General features: G+C 42.5%; 21 protein-coding genes, 1 other RNA gene and 1 pseudogene. 8 read left to right on the forward strand and 15 right to left on the reverse strand.

Going from position 1 to position 19,373, the window contains the following annotated elements:
- Positions 1 to 109: 109 nt before the first annotated feature.
- A complete protein-coding gene (locus V7K60_RS13470; protein ID WP_334926221.1) occupies positions 110 to 622 on the forward strand; it encodes a hypothetical protein in 513 nt (170 codons plus the stop codon).
- Positions 623 to 929: 307 nt separating this feature from the next.
- On the opposite strand, the gene ssrA is transcribed toward V7K60_RS13470, so the two are convergent.
- Positions 930 to 1,320: a transfer-messenger RNA gene (ssrA, locus tag V7K60_RS13475) on the reverse strand.
- A 351-nt stretch (positions 1,321 to 1,671) separates the two neighbouring features.
- On the opposite strand from ssrA, the gene V7K60_RS13480 reads away from it, so the two are divergent.
- Positions 1,672 to 1,929 (forward strand): hypothetical protein, encoded by a 258-nt coding sequence (locus V7K60_RS13480; RefSeq protein ID WP_334926223.1) that lies wholly within the window; start codon positions 1,672 to 1,674, stop codon positions 1,927 to 1,929.
- Between the two features lie 401 nt (positions 1,930 to 2,330).
- Complete coding sequence (locus tag V7K60_RS13485; RefSeq protein ID WP_334926224.1) at positions 2,331 to 2,924, forward strand: hypothetical protein; 594 nt, start codon at positions 2,331 to 2,333, stop codon at positions 2,922 to 2,924.
- A 331-nt stretch (positions 2,925 to 3,255) separates the two neighbouring features.
- Here the strand turns inward: V7K60_RS13485 and V7K60_RS13490 are convergent, their stop codons facing one another.
- The 9 genes from V7K60_RS13490 to petL all read right to left on the reverse strand — a co-directional run bounded on the left by V7K60_RS13490 (position 3,256) and on the right by petL (position 9,971).
- Positions 3,256 to 4,203, reverse strand: a complete 948-nt coding sequence (locus V7K60_RS13490) for a F0F1 ATP synthase subunit gamma (RefSeq protein ID WP_334926226.1) — start codon at positions 4,201 to 4,203, stop codon at positions 3,256 to 3,258.
- Between the two features lie 96 nt (positions 4,204 to 4,299).
- Entirely contained in the window at positions 4,300 to 5,820 is a 1,521-nt protein-coding gene (atpA, locus tag V7K60_RS13495; RefSeq protein ID WP_292729036.1) for a F0F1 ATP synthase subunit alpha, read from the reverse strand.
- 176 nt (positions 5,821 to 5,996) lie between these two features.
- On the reverse strand, positions 5,997 to 6,551 hold the full coding sequence (gene atpH, locus V7K60_RS13500) for an ATP synthase F1 subunit delta (protein WP_334926227.1): 555 nt from the start codon (positions 6,549 to 6,551) through the stop codon (positions 5,997 to 5,999).
- A complete protein-coding gene (locus V7K60_RS13505) occupies positions 6,548 to 7,120 on the reverse strand; it encodes a F0F1 ATP synthase subunit B (protein ID WP_334926229.1) in 573 nt (190 codons plus the stop codon). The genes atpH and V7K60_RS13505 overlap by 4 nt, the downstream gene beginning before the upstream one ends.
- Before the next feature lie 213 nt (positions 7,121 to 7,333).
- Positions 7,334 to 7,765: a F0F1 ATP synthase subunit B' gene (locus V7K60_RS13510; protein ID WP_292781174.1), complete on the reverse strand. Its 432-nt coding sequence runs from the start codon at positions 7,763 to 7,765 to the stop codon at positions 7,334 to 7,336.
- 182 nt (positions 7,766 to 7,947) lie between these two features.
- Positions 7,948 to 8,193 carry an ATP synthase F0 subunit C gene (atpE, locus tag V7K60_RS13515; RefSeq protein ID WP_012411162.1) on the reverse strand — a complete coding sequence of 82 codons (246 nt, stop codon included), beginning with the start codon at positions 8,191 to 8,193 and terminating at the stop codon, positions 7,948 to 7,950.
- A gap of 149 nt (positions 8,194 to 8,342) precedes the next feature.
- Positions 8,343 to 9,104, reverse strand: a complete 762-nt coding sequence (atpB, locus tag V7K60_RS13520; RefSeq protein ID WP_175586935.1) for a F0F1 ATP synthase subunit A — start codon at positions 9,102 to 9,104, stop codon at positions 8,343 to 8,345.
- A 60-nt stretch (positions 9,105 to 9,164) separates the two neighbouring features.
- The gene (locus V7K60_RS13525; RefSeq protein ID WP_334926231.1) at positions 9,165 to 9,605 is read right to left on the reverse strand and encodes an ATP synthase subunit I; all 441 of its coding nucleotides are present in this window, start codon (positions 9,603 to 9,605) and stop codon (positions 9,165 to 9,167) included.
- A gap of 270 nt (positions 9,606 to 9,875) precedes the next feature.
- Entirely contained in the window at positions 9,876 to 9,971 is a 96-nt protein-coding gene (petL, locus tag V7K60_RS13530; RefSeq protein WP_334907096.1) for a cytochrome b6-f complex subunit PetL, read from the reverse strand.
- Between the two features lie 211 nt (positions 9,972 to 10,182).
- On the opposite strand from petL, the gene aroB reads away from it, so the two are divergent.
- The 3 genes and pseudogenes from aroB to V7K60_RS13545 all read left to right on the forward strand — a co-directional run bounded on the left by aroB (position 10,183) and on the right by V7K60_RS13545 (position 12,600).
- A complete protein-coding gene (gene aroB / locus V7K60_RS13535; RefSeq protein ID WP_334926233.1) occupies positions 10,183 to 11,274 on the forward strand; it encodes a 3-dehydroquinate synthase in 1,092 nt (363 codons plus the stop codon).
- A gap of 117 nt (positions 11,275 to 11,391) precedes the next feature.
- Positions 11,392 to 12,023: pseudogene (locus tag V7K60_RS13540) on the forward strand (Uma2 family endonuclease).
- Positions 12,024 to 12,255: 232 nt separating this feature from the next.
- On the forward strand, positions 12,256 to 12,600 hold the full coding sequence (locus V7K60_RS13545) for a hypothetical protein (protein ID WP_334926235.1): 345 nt from the start codon (positions 12,256 to 12,258) through the stop codon (positions 12,598 to 12,600).
- 153 nt (positions 12,601 to 12,753) lie between these two features.
- Here the strand turns inward: V7K60_RS13545 and V7K60_RS13550 are convergent, their stop codons facing one another.
- Positions 12,754 to 12,969 carry a hypothetical protein gene (locus V7K60_RS13550; protein ID WP_292781160.1) on the reverse strand — a complete coding sequence of 72 codons (216 nt, stop codon included), beginning with the start codon at positions 12,967 to 12,969 and terminating at the stop codon, positions 12,754 to 12,756.
- Between the two features lie 272 nt (positions 12,970 to 13,241).
- Between V7K60_RS13550 and V7K60_RS13555 the strand changes: the two genes are divergently transcribed.
- Positions 13,242 to 13,553, forward strand: a complete 312-nt coding sequence (locus V7K60_RS13555; protein ID WP_334926237.1) for a hypothetical protein — start codon at positions 13,242 to 13,244, stop codon at positions 13,551 to 13,553.
- A gap of 229 nt (positions 13,554 to 13,782) precedes the next feature.
- Positions 13,783 to 14,121: a thioredoxin gene (trxA, locus tag V7K60_RS13560; RefSeq protein WP_334926239.1), complete on the forward strand. Its 339-nt coding sequence runs from the start codon at positions 13,783 to 13,785 to the stop codon at positions 14,119 to 14,121.
- A 101-nt stretch (positions 14,122 to 14,222) separates the two neighbouring features.
- On the opposite strand, the gene V7K60_RS13565 is transcribed toward trxA, so the two are convergent.
- From V7K60_RS13565 to V7K60_RS13580, 4 genes are all read right to left on the reverse strand, one after another.
- The gene (locus tag V7K60_RS13565) at positions 14,223 to 14,756 is read right to left on the reverse strand and encodes a dihydrofolate reductase family protein (protein WP_334926241.1); all 534 of its coding nucleotides are present in this window, start codon (positions 14,754 to 14,756) and stop codon (positions 14,223 to 14,225) included.
- Positions 14,757 to 14,989: 233 nt separating this feature from the next.
- Positions 14,990 to 15,244, reverse strand: coding sequence for a TIGR03643 family protein (locus tag V7K60_RS13570; protein WP_094351153.1), 255 nt, complete (start codon positions 15,242 to 15,244; stop codon positions 14,990 to 14,992).
- Between the two features lie 39 nt (positions 15,245 to 15,283).
- Entirely contained in the window at positions 15,284 to 17,086 is a 1,803-nt protein-coding gene (locus tag V7K60_RS13575) for an ABC transporter ATP-binding protein (protein WP_334926242.1), read from the reverse strand.
- Positions 17,087 to 17,399: 313 nt separating this feature from the next.
- Complete coding sequence (locus V7K60_RS13580; protein WP_334926244.1) at positions 17,400 to 19,190, reverse strand: ABC transporter ATP-binding protein; 1,791 nt, start codon at positions 19,188 to 19,190, stop codon at positions 17,400 to 17,402.
- Positions 19,191 to 19,373 lie beyond the last annotated feature (183 nt).

Here is a 19,373-nt window from a genome sequence, read left to right on the forward strand (position 1 = left end):
TAATACAGAAATTGTACGTTGAAACGACGCCGACGATTCTAACGAACTACAAGCAAAATTAAGGAAAAGAGAGCGACCATGATTTTGGTAACATATCGTAAACAAGTTAATGGTGGGACATTTTCAGACAGAAGATTACATCAAAGCGAGTGGGTTGAACTATATTCTATTTCGCAATGTCTTGTATATGGACACCATTCCGCTGTTTGTGGGAGAAAGAGTTTTTCATACGGGTATTTACTTACCGACTGGTCACGGACGAGTACCCTTTGCCCTGAAAAGCGAAATGGGAGAAGCCATTGCCCATGCACTGTTAGAAAGCGGTTGCGGCAACCGAATCTACAAACTCACAGTAAGTGAGTCATATTCCTTTGACGATGTTGCGGCTAACCTTTCCGACTTATCAGGTAAAGAGGTAGATTATACACCTGCTGAGAAATCAGTATTTGAAGCACAAATGAAGGAATGTGGCGTATCGGAAACTATGATTCAGAGGGTGGTGGGTTTTCTAACGGACATCAAGAACGGGCAGGAAGAAGAGGTAAGCCCCGACATGGAAAACTTGCTTGGGCGAAAGCCTGCATCGCTTAAAGAGGGATTGAAAGTTCTTTTCAATTTATAGGGAAAGTATTCCCTGCGATGCTTCGGGCCGTTGCTCGCCCGACTACTACTTGGGTTTGGGCGCTGTTGAGGTCTACACGTTTTTGGTTTAAGGTTAGCCGAGAAACTTGTAGAGACACCTTAGTGCAGCAGGGTAACAGTCCAGTTTCGCATTTTTACCAAAAATTTTGGGCTTAACTGAACGGTATTGATATATTAGCCGTTTAACTCAAGTTAACAGTGCATTATAGAAAATTATGATGGGAGTTTCCCATAAAACACAAGCCCACTTACACATCACAGTGTCAAGTGGACTTGTTAATTATTTTTAGTGGATCCGAGCAGAGTCGAACTGCTGTCCAAATTGGGTATTGACCCCCCGCTCATTCACAGGTTTAGCCTTTCTGATCCTCAAGGCGGGAATCGTTCATTATCCCGAACGTAGGATGCTCTGATTTAATCTTAGCTAGCAAGCCAACCAGAGAACGCTTACTAGAGCATCCGTTGGGGTTTGGTCTTCAGTCCTTAACGGAGTCAAACCGAAGACGCTCGAACCTATAAGAGGTATTTTAGGCTGCTACTAGAGCATCCTTACGAGCAAAGTTAACGATGTTATTCGCATTTACTTTTTGTTTGAGCCTTTGATTTTCGAGAGGAGACTCACTCTCGACCTGAATCACAGAGCAGCGTTCGCCAACCTGTCGAAACCGTGACGGACCCATGCGCTTCATACTTCAATTATAATACGCAATTCTTGAAATGTGTTAATAGACAAAAATTTTTGGTTCATATAAGTGCTGCTGAGAAACACATGGTATCTTAATAGGAATTTGGCTGTATAGCGAGCGTCAGTGTATTTTACTTTACATATAGAGTGGTGTTTTGTAACCGTTATCTATATGAGTGTTACAGAAGTATCTCTATGAGTAAGGTGTGAGAATCCGTATATATTGTAGTATTTTATGTATTGTAAAGTAGTATACTGAGTAATATACATATCTCTGCTTGATAGCTAAAATTAGCAAAGCATTATTTAAGAGTTGGTAAAAAACTAGTTTTAAGGAGGTTGAGATGGCTAACAAGTTCAAAATTAAGCTGAAAGTAACAGGTTTTGAATTGGAAGTTGAAGGTAGTCGTGAGGATGTACCGTTTATGGCTCAAGCCGTGGGACAGCAAATGTCTGGTTTATTAATCCCAGCATCTAATATTGTTGAAGGTGAAATTATTGAAAATAAGGATTTACCTCAACTGGCATCTGAAGCTAAACCCAAAACCCGGAAAAACGCTCTAATGGCCAGTATTCTCAAACATCTACGAATCCAACTTTAAATGGAAAAGGTAAAGCAGCAGCATTTGATTGGAAGCATGACCCATTAAAATGGGGCAATCCTCAGAAGGATTGGACTACAGCTAATAAGTCAATCTGGCTTCTTTATGTAGTTTCAAAAGAAATTTCAGTTTCTGAATTAACAGGAAATGAAATTTCTACAACCTTCAATAAGCATTTTCGACAATCAAAAGAAATTCAGACAAATCAAATTAATCGTGATCTTGGCAGAGCAAAAGGCAAAAAACCCGCTCTAGTTGCTGAAAATACTACTAAAAACCCTCCAGCTTGGTCTTTAACATCTGAAGGAGAAAAACTTGTTCAAGAATTAATTGTTCAAGCAATTGGTCAAACACCAAATGCTTGAATATTGCTAAAGGATCGAGAACATACAACTTAGTTTATGGCGTTGGCAGAAAGCAATTTTATAATTCATCACATCTCTCCTCCAATTGATAATTTATTAGCCAACCAGCTAGTAGATGAGTTCGTTTCGATGGAACGTCGCTACATTCAACGTGATTGGGAACCTGCTGAGTTAGATGGAGGTCAATTCTGCGAAATCCTTGCCAGGATTTTGTATCACTTTGATTTAGGAAACCTCAACCAGGCTAAGTCCTTAGATGATTGCCTGAAATACATTGAAAACGAGCATATTACTCACACAATGAAACCTAGACACGATGCGTTACATCTGGCACATGTTCTACACACAGTTTATAAATTCAGAAGTCAACGAGGTGCTGTACATATAAGTCCTGATTACACACCAAATCATATGGACTCAAAATTTGTGACTGAATCAATACGTTGGTGTATGAATGAAGTTCTTCGTATCTTCTGGCAAGGCGATAAACAAAAAGTAGCAAAGACAATACGTGAATTGCTTCAGTTTGACGTTCCTAGTATCGGTCAATTCGAGGACATTTTACTTGTACAGAGAACAGATTTAACTTCCGAAGAAGAAATTCTTGTTCTTCTACACTATGCTGGATAAATTGGTTTCAGTCGTTATAAACTTGGTTGCTATGCTCAGTGTTCTGCTGCGTCTGTAACGAAAGCACTTAAAAAATTATCGTCTCCACGATTTCGGCAAATTATACTATTATCGAACGCTCAGTATACACTAACTGATCTTGGATCTAAACGTTTAAGGGAAGAATTAGTCGATAAACTGTTGCTTCAATAACTGTATTGAGAGAGTCTGTATGCCGTCAAGGTCATCTAGTTAAAAGTTCCAAATACTAAATAGCCAATCGCTAATCTTAAAATAATTAGCAATTGGCTATATATTACAACGCACTACAAATAAATAATTAGCTATAACCTTAAGTTAGTGCTTCAGCACCGCCCACAACCTCAAGGAGTTCTTGGGTAATTGCAGCTTGTCGGGCTTTGTTGTAAGACAGGGTGAGAGTGTTAATCAGTTCACCGGCATTTTCACTGGCATTACTCATGGCTGTCATCCGGGCTGCTAGTTCACTAGCTGCCGATTCTTGTAGCGCCCGCAATAGCTGGTTACTGAGATACAGGGGCAATAGAGAATCGAGAATCTGCACTGGATCTTGCTCAAAAATCATGTCAGGAGCCAACGTGCGGACTTGGTTAGTCACTTTCTCCCGCTCGACTTCAAATTTACCACCACGGGTTGTCAAGCGGAAGATTTCATCATCGCCTGCTTCTAGACCTTGTGGATCGAGGGGCAGTAAGGTTTGCACCACAGGACGGGAGCTAACTAAGGAAATGAATCTGGTATAGATTAATTCGATGCGGTCAACTTCTTCTGAAAGGAACAAGGAAAGTAGTTGATCGGCGATCTGATTGGCTTCTGCTGCGGTGGGAATTTGCTCTAAGCCGCTGTAGGTGGCATCAATTGGCTGATTGCGGCGTTGAAAGTACTGTGTAGCTTTGCGCCCAACGAGTACAAATTGATAGTTTAAACCTTCTGCCTGGATTTCTTTGGCACGGTTTTCTGCACGACGGATAACGTTATTATTGTAGCCGCCGCATAGACCGCGATCGCCTGAAATAACCAACAACCCGACTGACTTAACTTGGCGTTTTTTCAGTAGTGGTAGGTTTGCTTCTTCAAAGCGCAGACGGCTTTGCAAACCATACAATACTTGTGCCAAGCGATCAGCAAAGGGGCGAGTTGCTAGCACTTGTTCTTGTGCCCGGCGCACTCTCGCCGCAGCGACGAGACGCATGGCTTCTGTGATTTTTTTGGTGTTTTTGACCGACTGAATGCGATCGCGTATTGCTTTTAAATTGGCCATATTCTTGAGTTAGGAGTTAGGAGTTAGGAGTTAGGAGTTAAGAGCTAGGAGTATTTCATTAACTTTTAACTCTTAACTCTTCACTCCTCACTTTAATTACGCTGTAGCTTTGAAGGTCTTCTTGTATTCGGTAAGTGCTTCCTTCAAAGCAGCTTCTTCTGCATCACCTAGTGCTTTAGATGCTTGTACTCCTTGGGCATACTGGGTTTTTCCAGTCTTTAAGTACTCACGTAGACCGGCGGTGAAGGTAGTTACTTGATTTACAGGTACATCATCTAAGTAACCATTGATACCAGCGTATAAAATTGCTACTTGTTCGTATACCGAGAGTGGGGAATTTTGTGGCTGCTTGAGGAGTTCGCGCAACCGTTGACCGCGTGCCAACTGGTCTTGAGTGGCTTTATCTAAGTCAGAAGCAAATTGAGCGAAGGCTTGCAGGTCGTCAAATTGGGCTAGTTCCAATTTAATCTTACCGGCAACTTTTTTCATTGCCTTAGTTTGAGCGGCAGAACCCACGCGAGATACTGAAATACCGGGGTTTACAGCCGGACGGATACCAGCGTTAAACAAGTCAGAAGACAGGAATATCTGACCATCGGTAATAGAAATTACGTTGGTGGGGATGTATGCTGAAACGTCACCAGCTTGGGTTTCGATAATTGGTAGGGCGGTCATACTGCCTTTACCTAATTCGTCACTCAGCTTTGCGGCTCTTTCTAACAAGCGGGAGTGAATGTAGAATACATCTCCGGGGTAAGCTTCGCGTCCGGGTGGACGACGCAGCAGTAGGGACATTTGGCGATAAGCTTGGGCTTGCTTGGAGAGGTCATCATAAATTACCAGGGTAGCTTTGCCTTTGTACATGAAGTACTCAGCAATAGTTGCGCCTGTGTAGGGAGCTAAGTATTGTAGGGTTGCTGGTTCACTGGCGCTAGCGGCGACGACGATGGTGTAATCCATCGCGCCTTTTTCTTGCAATGTTTGCACCACGTTAGCAACTGTGGAAGCCTTTTGACCGATCGCAACGTAGACACAAATTACATCTTCTTCTTTTTGGTTGATGATGGTGTCGATCGCGATCGCAGTTTTACCAGTTTGGCGATCGCCAATAATCAATTCCCGCTGACCACGACCGATGGGAATCATTGAGTCAATAGCTGTGATACCCGTTTGCATGGGTTCGTGTACAGACCGACGGGCAATGATACCAGGTGCTGGAGATTCAATCAAACGACTTTCTGGGGACTTGATGTCTCCCTTACCATCGATAGGACGACCCAAAGCATCTACAACTCGTCCAATTAGGGCTTCTCCTACTGGGATCTGGGCAATTCTACCAGTGGCAGTTACAGAACTACCTTCTTGAATTTCCAATCCTTCACCCATCAGCACCGCGCCCACGTTGTCTTCTTCTAAGTTCTGGGCGATGCCAATTGTGCCATCTTCAAATTCCAAAAGTTCCCCAGACATAGCCTTTTCCAGACCATAAATCCGGGCAATACCGTCACCAACTTGTAGAACAGTACCAACGTTAGCAACTTTGACCTCTTGATCGTATTGCTCGATTTGTTGTTGGATAATGCTGCTAATTTCGTCAGGTCTAATTGATATGCTCATGTGTCTATCTTTTTTGCTTTCGAGACGGAAAAATTCAATAGTTAAGAGTGAGGAGTTAAGAGTGATGAGTTAAAAAAGCAAAGGTTAAAAGTTAAAAGTCAAAATAAATTACTATTTACTTAACTCCTAACTCCCAACTTCTAACTTCTAACTCCTAACTTCTAACTCCTAACTTTCTAGCTATTAGTTAAGCGCAATGAAAGGCGGCGCAACTGACCCCGGATACTAGCGTCAATTACCTGCGAACCTACTTTAATGATCACACCACCAATTAACTCGCTGTCTACCCTGGTTTCTAGTTCTACCTGGCGAGCATTCGAGATGGCGATGACCTTTTGGATGATTGCCTGCTGTTGAGCTTCTGTGAGGGGAACGGCTGAAATTACTTCCGCTAATACGGTTTGATTCAGCTGCCGCAACAGCGCCAGATACTGTTGAAAAATCTCTTCTAAGAATGCAATGCGCCGCTTATCTACCAGTATCAGCAAAAAGTTGCGTAAGTAGGGATTAGCCCCTTCACCGAGTATTTGTTTGATCAGAGCTTTTTTGTTCTCAGACTGAATAAACGGGTTGCTGAAGAAGTTATGTAGCTGTTTGTCTGTCCTGAGCAGTCCCAGAAAAGTCCGCGCATCTTCCCCAAACTCTTCAGTCAAGTTTTTGGATTGTGCTATTGACAAAAGTGCCTGTGCGTAAGGTTGGGCTACTTCGGCTGAAGCTACCTGACTTGTCATACATTGCCTCCCAATTGTGCGATGCTGCGGTCAATTAAACCTTGTTGAGCATCGTCGGCAATCCCGCTTTTGAGTTGCGATTCGACTTTTTGCAATGCTAGTGTAGCAACTCGTTGCCGCAGTTGAGCGATCGCTCGATCAGTTTCACTGTTTAAATCTGCTGCTGCTGTTTGTTTCAAGCGTTCTACGTCTTGCACTGCCTTCGCTAACAAGGCTTCTTTCGCTTTTTGAGCGTTTTCTGTGGCAGATTGGCGGATGCGTTCTGCCTCTGCCTGAGATTGCTTCAATTGCTCTTGCGCTTGGGAAAGGGCAGTCTTTGCCTCTTTTAAGCGCCCTTCTGCTTCCTGAATTGCAGTGGCAATATTGGATTGTCGCTCGTTCAGGATATTGCTTAAAACCTTACGTCCGAAGTAGAATAGTATGCCAACCAGAATCGCTAGATTGATCAGATTGGTTTCAAAAATGTCTAGGTTTAGACCGAAACCACCTTCTGCTGCGCCTTCTGCCAATTCAGAGTGAACAGCGTTCGCTTCTGCGGCAAGTAATAAGAATGTCCCCATGATACCCATTTACAAGTGCGCTGCTCGCTTGCTAATACGTTGTATTTTCCCAAATGGAAATTAAGTATCTTTCCCCAAAGGGAAATTTAAGTATCTTTTCCCTGTAAGGAAATTAAGTATCTTTCCCCAGAAGGGGAAAAAGTGCCTTTTTTGACACTTAATTAAGCGCTCTGGACTAGTGGCCAGTTGCGCGTATGCTTTCACAGAACCAGTCTAGTTAGCTTATCTAACTGGAGTTGGCCCCAATAGTTTTTCTAGAATCTGCCTGCTTAAAGCATCAACTTGTTGCTCTAAGGTGCGAAAAGCTTCCTGCTTTTGTTGTTCTATTTCAACAGAAGCTTGTTCTCGTTGAGTCTGAGCTTCCTTTTGGGCCTCAGCGATTTTCTCAGCAGTAATTTTCTTAGCTTCTAGTTGAGCTGCTTCTACAGTCGCTTGCGATTGTCTACGAGCGTCTGCGAGTTGCTGCTCATATTCGGTAGCCAAGCGCTCGGCTTTAGCCAAGCTCTCCCGCGCTTCCAAGGTATTCGTTCGGATATAATTATCGCGATCATCTAGTACCTTGGTCAGTGGCTTATAGAAAATTGCATTCAACAAAGCTGCTAAGAGCAGGAATTGCAATGCCATGAAGGGCAAGGTAGCATCGAAATCAAACATTTGTCTCCTCTTTGGCTGGAGTAGCAGTTTTCCTGGCTAGCAACATCATCCAACCTTTCATATTTTAGAGACCCATAGCCAATAAGGGTCAACTGAACATTAAAACTATTAAGATATCCAAAAAGTTCCGATTGTAGAGGCGTGATGGTTCACGTCTCCACACTTACAAAAACTTTAAGGTATTAGCCGAAGGGGTTAGCAAACAGCAATACCAAGGCAATCACTAGACCATAGATAGTCAAGGATTCCATGAAAGCCAAGGTTAATAGCAGAGTACCGCGAATTTTTCCTTCTGCTTCAGGTTGACGAGCAATACCTTCTACTGCTTGTCCAGCAGCATTTCCTTGACCGATACCAGGGCCAATTGCAGCTAAACCAATCGCTAAAGCAGCAGCGAGAACTGAAGCAGCCTGCACTAATGGATCCATGTTGATTTTCCTTGCTTTGATTACAAAACTAACAGACATTACGTTAACAATTAGAAACGTGGTTTTCACGCTGCACCGGGTTCTTTAAATCGCGCTTTGCGATGTTTTGAGCGAACATGCTCTGGGAACTGTGCTATCAACTGAGAAGTTTAATGCTCCTCATGTTCATCTCCGCCATGCCCCTCCATTGCCTCATGAATGTATGCTCCGGCTAGGGTGGCAAAAACCAGGGCTTGAATGGCACTGGTAAACAAGCCCAAGGCCATTACAGGCAAAGGTACAAATAGAGGAACTAGCAGCACCAACACCGCTACTACCAACTCATCCGCCAAAATATTACCAAATAGACGGAAGCTTAGGGAGAGGGGCTTGGTGAAATCTTCTAGAATTGCGATCGGCAATAAAACAGGTGTTGGCTCTATATATTTCTTAAAGTAGCCCAAACCCCGTTTGCTAAAACCTGCGTAAAAGTACGCTAAAGAGGTCAGCAGTGCCAATGCAACAGTCGTATTGATGTCATTAGTGGGAGCTGCCAATTCGCCCGAAGGTAGCTTGATGAGCTTCCAGGGAATTAGCGCACCTGACCAGTTCGATACGAAAATAAACAAGAACAATGTGCCAATAAACGGCACCCAGGGGCGGTACTCTTTCTCACCAAGTTGGTTTTTGGCTAAATCACGAATAAATTCTAGGGCGTATTCCATCAAATTTTGGATGCCCTTGGGAATTCTTTGTGCGTTGCGAGTAGCAGCTATTGAAGCCACTACTAGAATACTAATCACAAACCATGAGGTGAGAAAAACTTGCCCATGAATTTTAAGATTGCCCAACTGCCAGTAGAAATGATGACCTACTTCTAATTCGGCGAGGGGAAAAGAATTAAAGGCGTTTAAGACACTAAGCATTTGCATTCTTCAAGCATTTTCCCCAACGAGCGAGGATGGGATTACTATCTTTGTGAGCCTGACTTTTTAAGAATCAGGAATGAACGCAATTTGCACCATATAGACGAGGAGCGTGGCTTTGTAAGTTAGAAATCCCAAAAAAATGGGCAAAATCTGTAGCTCACGCCATCGAGTTGCCACGATCATGACTCCAATAAATAGAGCAAAACGAGTTTTACTCAGACTGGTTTTTTCACTACCAAGCTGCTCAACATCTCTAGCCAACATTTTTAAGTAAACCACACCTGCACACGCCCCAATTAAATAATTTAGGGCAATGTTTAAGGAATAAAAAATCCACACAGAGATAAAAATAACCCCCGTCAAGACAAGCGTGATTACCAACAATCGCTGGAAGAGTTGATAGAACTCTTGCATGGAGTTACCTGATTCTGTGTCTTCAGAACCAGTTTTAGCATCTTGTTGCGTTGTCGGAGTGGGCGCAATTGATTCGTCAGACAAGCTCACGGGACTTGAAACCAGTACAGTTAAAGATGATGACTGCACATTCAGTCAGCTGAATCATATCACGATGCGGTAACAATACTTTAGGAAAAAACAATTAACTTCTTGTCAACATTCAGAGAGTAAGTACCGACAGACTAAAGCCTACAGCGCTTTTACCAAGTTCGCCGAGGTGTACTTAGTAAAAAAGTAAGAATTTTATCGGATATTCATAAATATAGGGCAGGCAAGATGCCCGCCCCACAAGAGTCTTGGGTTGAATATCCCTCTCGATTAAATTATTTTGGCAGTCCGCAGACCGAACAGCAAACCTACAGCTAAACCAAAGAATAAACCCAAGAAGACGATATAAGATACAATTGCAAACATTTATTGCTCTCCAGAATACTTCCTAAATCTATTGAATCATTAGTTGTTGGGTATTGGGCATGGGGCATGGAGCATGAGGATAGATAAGAAATAGTACTGCACTTCTTTGCTGCTTCCCTGCTTTTTACCAATGCCCTATGCCCTATGCCCTATGCCCATTTCCTAGATTGCGATACAATACAGCCCACGGGCGCTTGTTTGGGGTTGGGCAATGACTTCTGTAATTAATGTAAATCTACCTGAGCAGTCTTATGAGATTGCGATCGCACCTTCAAGTTTAGATCAACTAGGTCAACAGATGGCCAGTCTCAAGCTGGGCAAGAAAGTATTGCTGGTTTCTAATCCGGCGATTTTTAAGCATTTTGGCGAAAGAGCAATTACATCCCTAACATCTGCTGGATTTGAAATTGCTAGCTGCAATCTACCACCTGGTGAACGCTACAAAACCCTCAATTCCATCCAAAAACTCTATGATGTAGCCTTGGAAAACCGCCTAGAACGTTCTTCTACTATGGTAGCTTTGGGCGGAGGTGTCGTTGGGGATATGACTGGCTTTGCAGCTGCAACTTGGCTACGCGGTATTAATGTTGTCCAAGTGCCTACCTCTTTGTTGGCGATGGTAGATTCGGCAATTGGCGGCAAAACTGGCGTGAATCATCCCCACGGTAAAAACTTAATTGGGGCATTCCATCAACCGCGCTTGGTTTTGATTGACCCAGATGTGTTAAAAACTCTACCTATGCGTGAGTTTCGGGCAGGAATGGCAGAAGTTATTAAGTACGGTGTGATTTGGGATGCCGAATTGTTTGCCCAGTTGGAAGCAAGCAAACGCCTTGACCAACTCCGCTATGTCAAACCTGACCTAATAACCACCATATTAACGCGCTCTTGTCAAGCTAAAGCTGATGTTGTTGGCAAAGATGAAAAAGAAGGCGGATTACGCGCAATTCTCAATTATGGACACACTATCGGTCATACAGTGGAAAGTTTGACTGGTTATCGTCTAGTAAATCATGGTGAAGCGGTGGCCATTGGTATGGTAGCAGCCGGTCAAATTGCTGTGGATTTAGGACTGTGGCAAAAGGAAGACACAGAACGTCAAAATGCTTTAATTCAAAAAGCGGGTTTACCGACTCAGTTACCAGATGGGGTAGATATTGAAGCAATTATTGAGGCATTGCAGTTAGATAAGAAAGTCCAAGCCGGGAAAGTGCGGTTTGTTTTACCAACAGAGATTGGTGTAGTAACAATTACCGATGAAGTGCCATCGGATATTATTCGGCAAGTGTTGCGAGGAATATGAATAATTTGAAAAAGAATTCAGGAGTCAGAATTTAGAAGTCAGAATAAAAGTTAGTTGCTCTGTTCTTCAATTACGAATTAATGAGCCATGATACTCCAAGCCTAAAATCAATTAACTTTGCAAGAGTTCTTGAATCTTCTACCAGGCGAGGGAGATATCACCTACGAACTTGTTGATGGTCAAGCAATTCCTAAAATGTCACCCAAATTTTTTCACGCGAAACTTATCCGCGTTCTTCTCAATTTGATTGAGCAATCGTGTGAGGGGAAAGGAGAAGTTTGCCCGGAATGAGCTGTTGCATTAACTCGTCGGGGACGAGATTGGATGCCAATTCCAGATATTTTATACATTTCTTATGAGCGTTTACCCGCGAACTAAGATGAAAACGAAGCTTGTCCTGTTCCTCCTGATTTGGTGATTGAGATTATTTTGCCCTTCGGGTTCGTGACGCTCCTAACGTCGCTAGCGCTGCGCTAACGCAATCGGCGGAAACCGCCAAGACTGCGACTCTCTCACCAGGGCAAACCTTTGGACAAATGGCGGTTAAAGCCAAAGACTATTTGGATGCTAAAGTGATGCGGGTATGGGTGGTAGATAGTAAAGCCAGAAGCATTACTGTTTTTTATCCAGATGCAGCACCACAAACTTATATGGGAGAAGAATTACTCACAGATTCTTTGTTTGAAGGACTGCAATTTACTGTTGAGCAGGTGTTTCAAAAGGCGAAAATACCATTAGATGCCAAATAGCACACTTTCTGCATCTAGCGTAATTCTCTTGCTTTCAAGATCCATAGAAATTTAAAGTGATGGAAGTTTGCCTACCTTTAGAAATTTGCTTGAGCAACTTGTCTCGTTAATTGAGATGGGAACTGGTTTGACACCGCACTTTACTAATAGTTTAGCTGATTAATTCATCCATTTGTAGGAGGTAATTAGCAAGGGAATAAGTATACTTTGTTATAATCAGACCAACACTAATATGGTTGGAAACAGTATTTACGCAACCGATGTATCAACTATGTTAAACCTAATATTCACCAAATGTATAAAAATAAAACCATTGGTGGTTTCAACAGCTTTTTTACTGGTTGTACAGACTTCTGCTAATGCTCAACAAGCAGTTCCTAGTTTGACTCCAAGACAAGCTCAACATTTATCCCGTGACTTGGTTCCATATAATTCTCAAGAATTTTTTAGAAAAGGAAAAGATTCAATTGAGAGAGAAATTCAAATTCTTAATCAAAGGCAACAGCGCCCAATTAAACCTATTCTTAAGATTGTTCAGTACCGCAAAGCAAAAAATCCCAACTTCTTATCTAAGTAAAAATCATCACTCTTCTATGGCTCCTTCTTGTGTTGTTAATTCTTCAGATGTAGCACATAAGCCACACTTCCAGGCATAACAATCACTATGTTTTCCTTTTTGATAACAGAGGTTTTGCATTTTCAACAAATTTTGCAACAAAATTTTACAATCTTATTCGTCTAGCAAACTCATCAACGCTTGAATTTCAACGTCTTGCTCTTGCGGCTCTGATAATTGAGACTGTAGCTTTAGTAATTGACTCTGTAATTCTTTTGCTACATGAGGCATATCAGACTCTTGGGCAATTTTTAGCTGATTTTCTTTAATTTTGATTTGTTTGAGCAAGTTATTTTCAACATGAATTGAATTGTAATGTTGAGCAATCATAGCTTTACATTTATTATCAATCTATGGAGAGCAATTAAGTTTACCACTTATGTATTATTCCACACTTTTCTCATTTTTTAAATATAGCTATTTTTAGTGAGCTACAAAAACCCTACCCCTAACCCCTGCAAGCAAGGAAGGGACTATGATGTACCTGATATGATTAGGAAACGTTATATAAGATTGATTTCGGGCAGATTTTTAGTAGACGCATTAACTTGTCTGTTGTTCACTGAGTCTTGTAGATATGTTAAAAATTTTTTGTGAACAGTATGAACTTAAAGTTGATAAAGAAAAACATTTACAGCTTTGTAAAAATTATATCTACAGTGCTTATAACCAGCGCAATTGCATTGGAATCGTGGAATATTTATGCACTAATAAATAATATTAATGTACCAAGCAGCCTTAATCCAATTTTTTGGATTGAGCGTTTTGCTATGATGAGCCATTTTATTGAGAGTATTATAGCAGCTTTTTATGCACATTCAAGACAAAAGATGCCAATAAAATATGCTACTTATACTTTTTTTGTAGGCACAATTGGGTTGTTAGAACTGTTTGATCAGCAGGATGACTATTGACGGTTCTACGCCTTGAAAGTATGGGTTTTTGGATTAGGTTGGTTGGTAGGGTGCGATCGCAACCTACGTACAAAGATTATAAGTTATTAAATATACCCTAGCAAGCAAAAATCAGTGCGGGGTTTCCGAATAAATGTAGGTAACTAATGAATCTGACACTCAGAAGGGAGTATAGTTTGTATAGTTAGCTTTTTGCTAAAATTTTAGTTTGACACTAAGGAATTAAAAAATGTCTACTGATACTGACATAGTTACTTACGTTGAAGAAAGTGAGTTTGATGTTGTTTTAAATGGAAGTGAAGAGAAAGTTGTTGTTGTTGATTTTACTGCTACTTGGTGTGGTCCCTGTCGTTTAGTTAGTCCGTTAATGGAGCAACTTGCCCAAGAATACAAAGGTCGCGCTAAAGTCGTTAAGGTAGACGTTGACAACAATAAGCCAATTTTCAAAAAATTCGGTCTTCGCAGTATTCCAGCGGTTTTAATTTTTAAAGATGGTATTTTAGCAGAAACTATAGTGGGGGTTTCTCCTTACGAAGACTTTAGCAATGCTGTTCAGAAGCTTGTTTAGCTAATTCGTAATACTTCGGCTACGCCCTTCGGCTACGCTCAGGACAAGCTCAGTACAAGTTCGTAATTCGTAGAGAAGATGATTAAGGATTACGAATTATTTTAACCATTTACTTTTCGCCTATAATGTGCTTGAAGTAAACCAGTAGAATATTGTTGTGAGTTAATCAGCTCTAATTTTACTTCCGGGGTAGGTGGTGGGAAAAGATATATACCGCCACCTAAGATAGTTGGAATCGTTGAAATGATATATTCGTCAATCAAGCTGTGCTGAAGAAATGAGTTGATTAATTTTGCGCCACCAACTAGCCAGATATTTTTAAAACCTTGAGCCTCTATATTAGCTAACGCCTGTTTTACTGGGTCAGAAACAAACACAATGTCCTCACGATCGGATTGGAAATTACGCTGGGTGAATACGAAGGATTTTTTTTCTGGATAAGGCCATCGATCAAAACCCAGCCCTACTTCATACGTCTTGCTACCTAAGACGATCGCATCAATCGATTCGTAAAAATCAGTGTACCCGTAGTCTTCACCTTCTGTATCAAGGATTGATAGCCAATCAATTCCACCATCGCTGCGAGCAATGTAGCCATCCAAACTAGCTGCAATGTAAAGTGTAACTTTCGTCATTGTGCTTGGTGAATTTAGTAGTTTGCACTCAATTAATGCAAGCGAACGCAGGCTTATTTTTTCTACAACATTTTAGCCTTTGTTGGTTTATATCACAAAAGAGCGATGTCTACGATGGTCACTGACTTGTACTGAGCGCAGCCGAAGTAGCTTTGTCGTACCCCTGCGGGGAAGCAAGCTACGCGCAGCGTCTCGTAGAGAAGTGCGGGCTACGCCTACGCTTACCCAATTACTTACGTTTTTTGATTGTGTGATTTAAAACGACCTGCAATAAATTCTCGCTGAGATAAATGCTTTGTATTGCGTTTGGTGACTCGCTCTCGCCACATCTTGAAACTAGATTCTTTCATTTCGCGCCTCATTAGGGCAATTACCTGTTTCTCCAGCAGCCCAAACTGAGCCTCAATCGCATCAAAAGATGTTCTATCTTCCCATGCCATTTCAATAATGCGATCAATGGTTTGTGAATCAAGGTTAGGTAGTTTCATTTTTTTGCTGGCAATTGATAAATTCGAGCTATATATATTTTACTTTTCGTTTTGAAGAACTGTTGTCTCTGCTGCACCCAGTTGGAGAGCATAAAGGTTGGCATAAACACCCTGCTGATTGACTAGTTCGGCGTGAGTACCCTGTTCGACAATTTGTCCCTGCTGAATTACTAAAACCTGATCTGCCTGAGTAACTGTACTGAGGCGGTGGGCAATTACGAAACTGGTACGATTTTGGAGCAAACGGGCGATCGCACTTTGCACTAACGCTTCTGTGCGGGTGTCAATACTGCTGGTGGCTTCATCCAGAATCAGAATTTGGGGATTAATTAATACCGCGCGAGCAATACTAATTAGTTGTCGCTGTCCTTGGCTCAGAGGCGCTCCCCGTTCACCTAATTGAGTTGTATAACCCTGTGGTAGTGAGGTAATGAACTCATGTACATTTGCTAGTTGTGCAGCCGCTTCGATATCAGCTTGGGTGGTGTAAGGAGCGCCAAAAGCAATGTTTTCGGCGACGGTGCCGGTGAACAAAATATTATCTTGCAGGACGATGCCTATTTGACGGCGCAGACTTGCTTGAGTCACGCTACGCACATCAATATCATCAATTTTCACTGCACCGCCAGATACATCATAGAAGCGCAAAATCAAATTAATAATTGTACTTTTTCCCGAACCGGTTGGGCCGACTAACGCAACCATCTGTCCTGGATAGGCGTGCAAATTTACCCCTTTGAGAACCAGTTGATCTGGGTTATAGCCAAACTTGACATTCGAGAATGTTACTTCACCTTGAATAGGTGGCATTTCTGTGGCATCGGGTGCATCTTTGAGTTCTGACGGTTCATCTAGTAATAGAAAGATTCGCTCTAATCCGGCGAAGGCAGATTGAGCTTGAGTATAAAACTGGCTGAGAATTTGGATCGGGCGGAAGAACTGCTGGACGTAAAGTAAAAAGGATGTCACTACACCCACGGTTGCACGTCCTGTTACCGCTAGATAACCGCCATAGGCTAGCACGCTTGCGGTTGCTAGTGTGTTGAGAAAATCGATAGAGGGCAAAAAGGCTGAAGTAATTGCCACAGCGTCAACGTTGGCATCTCTATTGGCGGCGTTAAGAATGTCGAATTTTTCGATATTCATCTGTACACGATTAAATGCTTGCGCTTCTCGCACGCTGCCAATATCTTCTTCTAACTTGGCGGAAAGTTCCCCAATGGTTTGGCGGGTGACGCGAAATCTGGTTCTTGCCCAACTTGCAAATAAGCTTGTGGTAAAAATCATCAGTGGCACAACTAGATTGCTCAACAAACCAAGTTGCAGGTTGATTGAGAGCATTGCAATCACAATGCCAACTAAACTGAAAGTGTTACCTAGCATTTGGGCGATCGTCAGTCCAAATGCTTGATTCACGGTGTTGACATCATTCAGCAATCGGCTCATTAAATCGCCTGCTTCGCTGCGATCAAAAAAGCTGAGTGGTAGACTTTGGATTTTAATGAAAATATCTTGCCTCAGTTGAGCCAACAATCGCTGCATAATCCAGCCGACTCGAAGAATTTGACCCCGAATTGCTAAGACGCCAAGTCCATAGTTCAGCCCTAGTAGCCCTAATAACAGCAGCAGTCCTTGCAAATTCCCTTGTGCAATCAGATGGTCGATCGACCAGCCGATAAAGAATGGCCCAACTGCCTGAGTTAGGGCACCAATAAATACTAATGTCAGGGCGATGGGAATTTCTTTGCGATAAAGTAGCACGTATTGCAAAAAGCGCCGCAGGGTGGAGGGTTGCTGACTCGCGTTTTCCTCAGATGCAACAACGGGAATAGTGCCTCTCATAAAAATTTTGGATTTGAGATTTTGGATTTGAGATTAAAAGTCTTTATTAGAAAGCTGCGATCAAATTTTCCAGCTAGAGTAATTATGCTATGGCGCTTCTGGGTTGAGTGCAATACAGACCTAACAAGAACAGCCCCTTCCCTGCAAGGGAATGGGAGTGAGGTTTTCCTAGATCCCGTGAAAAGCCAGCATTGTTAGTCGAAACAATGGCATTGTCAGTCGAAACAATGGCATTGCAACTCTAAAAGACTTGTGTGTATACCGTAGCCTTTTAAGAGAGAAGTCAAAGTGGATTGCGTCCAAACTAGAACCGCTATAATTGGAGATCATTTTTCTCCTTCGGCTTTACTTGAGATTCCAAAATTACACCGTAGAGTGGGCTGCTTTGCATCAATTCCTCGTGAGTGCCTTGTGCTACCAATCGTCCTTTGTCTATGAGAAAAATGCGATCGGCATTTTGGATGGTGCTAATGCGTTGAGCTACTACAAAGGTTGTACAAGCTTTTTGGCGCATTAAGCCATCTAGTTTGGCTTGAATTTGGGCAGCGGTTTTGGCATCTACAGCCGAGGTACTATCGTCCAAAATCAGAATGCTGTAATCGGTTAGTAAGGTACGAGCGATCGCAATTCGCTGCTTTTGTCCACCAGATAAGCCCACGCCCCGTTCACCCACAATCGTCTTGTAGCCATTGGGTAGACCGCTAATAAAATCGTGTATTTGGGCAGTTTTGGCAACCTGAATCACCTGTTCTAAGGTGGCATCGGGTTTGGCGTAGGCAATATTTTCGCGGATTGTGCCAGAGAAGAGGGTGGTTTCCTGAAAAACAATACCAATACGCGATCTAAGGCTTTTGAGTGTGAAACTTGTTACATCTCGTCCGTCAATGCGAACTGCCCCATTTGTGACATCGTAAAAGCGGGGAATCAAGTTCATAATTGTGCTTTTTCCTGAACCAGTCATGCCGAGAACGGCGATTAGCTCGTTAGGCTTGGTTTCAAAGGATACTTCTTTAAGAGCTTCGGTTGTCGCTCCTGGATAGCGAAAAGAAACATTTTCAAAGGTAATTCTACCACCGCAGGTGTCAAAGGGGACAGCACCAGGGCGATCGTGAATTTCTACCTCTGCATCCACAACTTCATAAACACGTTCTGCAGAAGCAGCTGCTTGAGCGATCGCGGGTGCAGCAAATCCAATTAACAAAATTGGTTGGAGAATCAATGCTAGGTAGGAGTTAAAGGCTACCAGTTCGCCAATGGAGAACCGATTTCCAATCACCTGTGCTCCCCCATAGGCGAAAACTGCCAGTGTTACCAAATTACTCAGCAAAAAGATCAACGGGAAGGTAGCACGGATGGCGCTAATGGTCTTCATGTTTGCCTTGAGTAGGCCATCATTCAGAGTTGTATAACGCGACCTTTCGGTTGACTCCCGCACAAAAGCTTTCACTACCCGGATTCCTAACAAGTTCTCTTGCAATACAGCATTCAGGTTGCTCAGTTGCTCTTGTACTTGCCGAAAAAGCTTATTATTTTGGTTGATGAATCGCGCCATTAACCATGCAGCTATGGGCACTGCTGTGAGAGTAATTAGTGCTAATCGCCAGTTCATCACCAGCAAAAGCACCGAAATACTCACCAATGTCACAATTGAACCGATGACCTGAATTAAGCTAGTGCCAATAAAGGTACGAATCTGCTCAATGTCACTGGTGACACGGGTTAGCAGTTGGGAAGTCTGCGCCTGGTCATGAAAGCTGAAACTGAGATTTTGAATCTTGCTAAAAATTTTGTTTCGCAGGTCATAAGCAACACCCTGAGACACTGCTTCTGCTAAATAGCTTTGTCCAAAATTAAATACACCACGAGCGATCGCTGCAACTACCATCCAGGCGGCGCTATATAGCACAATTTGGAGGTTTTTTTGCGTGATACCCTGATCAATTCCCCACCGAAATAGTTGTGGAGTGACAGCGTTGGCGATCGTCAACAGCAACAGGCTGACTAATGCTCCCAGTGAAGTCCAACGGTAAGTGCTTAAACTTCTTAGCACACGCTGGGTTGACTTTATCGACGAAGTTTCCTGGAATTCTGGTTGCTGAACCACTGCAATTCACCCCTGTATCATTGGAAAATTATCTCGTACTTTGATTGTAAAAAACCAATTTCTTCTTTGAGAGTGGGGAATGTGAGATAGAGAACAGCCCTGTTCTAATGTGATGAAAATTCCAGGTTTTGAGACAGTGGCATGGGAGAATACATTTTTAGCAAGCATTGCGGCTAATCAATT

The sequence above is a fragment of the Nostoc sp. genome, from assembly GCF_036917555.1.
Classification (GTDB): domain Bacteria; phylum Cyanobacteriota; class Cyanobacteriia; order Cyanobacteriales; family Nostocaceae; genus Nostoc.

What these genes read in the sequence shown, in the direction of transcription:
- V7K60_RS13470 (WP_334926221.1), top strand. Translation starts at nt 110, where the DNA reads ATGGTGGGACATTTTCAGACAGAAGATTACATCAAAGCGAGTGGGTTG.
- V7K60_RS13480 (WP_334926223.1), top strand. Translation starts at nt 1,672, where the DNA reads ATGGCTAACAAGTTCAAAATTAAGCTGAAAGTAACAGGTTTTGAATTG.
- V7K60_RS13485 (WP_334926224.1), top strand. Translation starts at nt 2,331, where the DNA reads ATGGCGTTGGCAGAAAGCAATTTTATAATTCATCACATCTCTCCTCCA.
- V7K60_RS13490 (WP_334926226.1), bottom strand. Translation starts at nt 4,203, where the DNA reads ATGGCCAATTTAAAAGCAATACGCGATCGCATTCAGTCGGTCAAAAAC.
- atpA (WP_292729036.1), bottom strand. Translation starts at nt 5,820, where the DNA reads ATGAGCATATCAATTAGACCTGACGAAATTAGCAGCATTATCCAACAA.
- atpH (WP_334926227.1), bottom strand. Translation starts at nt 6,551, where the DNA reads ATGACAAGTCAGGTAGCTTCAGCCGAAGTAGCCCAACCTTACGCACAG.
- V7K60_RS13505 (WP_334926229.1), bottom strand. Translation starts at nt 7,120, where the DNA reads ATGGGTATCATGGGGACATTCTTATTACTTGCCGCAGAAGCGAACGCT.
- V7K60_RS13510 (WP_292781174.1), bottom strand. Translation starts at nt 7,765, where the DNA reads ATGTTTGATTTCGATGCTACCTTGCCCTTCATGGCATTGCAATTCCTG.
- atpE (WP_012411162.1), bottom strand. Translation starts at nt 8,193, where the DNA reads ATGGATCCATTAGTGCAGGCTGCTTCAGTTCTCGCTGCTGCTTTAGCG.
- atpB (WP_175586935.1), bottom strand. Translation starts at nt 9,104, where the DNA reads ATGCAAATGCTTAGTGTCTTAAACGCCTTTAATTCTTTTCCCCTCGCC.
- petL (WP_334907096.1), bottom strand. Translation starts at nt 9,971, where the DNA reads ATGTTTGCAATTGTATCTTATATCGTCTTCTTGGGTTTATTCTTTGGT.
- aroB (WP_334926233.1), top strand. Translation starts at nt 10,183, where the DNA reads ATGACTTCTGTAATTAATGTAAATCTACCTGAGCAGTCTTATGAGATT.
- V7K60_RS13545 (WP_334926235.1), top strand. Translation starts at nt 12,256, where the DNA reads ATGGTTGGAAACAGTATTTACGCAACCGATGTATCAACTATGTTAAAC.
- V7K60_RS13550 (WP_292781160.1), bottom strand. Translation starts at nt 12,969, where the DNA reads ATGATTGCTCAACATTACAATTCAATTCATGTTGAAAATAACTTGCTC.
- V7K60_RS13555 (WP_334926237.1), top strand. Translation starts at nt 13,242, where the DNA reads ATGAACTTAAAGTTGATAAAGAAAAACATTTACAGCTTTGTAAAAATT.
- trxA (WP_334926239.1), top strand. Translation starts at nt 13,783, where the DNA reads ATGTCTACTGATACTGACATAGTTACTTACGTTGAAGAAAGTGAGTTT.
- V7K60_RS13565 (WP_334926241.1), bottom strand. Translation starts at nt 14,756, where the DNA reads ATGACGAAAGTTACACTTTACATTGCAGCTAGTTTGGATGGCTACATT.
- V7K60_RS13570 (WP_094351153.1), bottom strand. Translation starts at nt 15,244, where the DNA reads ATGAAACTACCTAACCTTGATTCACAAACCATTGATCGCATTATTGAA.
- V7K60_RS13575 (WP_334926242.1), bottom strand. Translation starts at nt 17,086, where the DNA reads ATGAGAGGCACTATTCCCGTTGTTGCATCTGAGGAAAACGCGAGTCAG.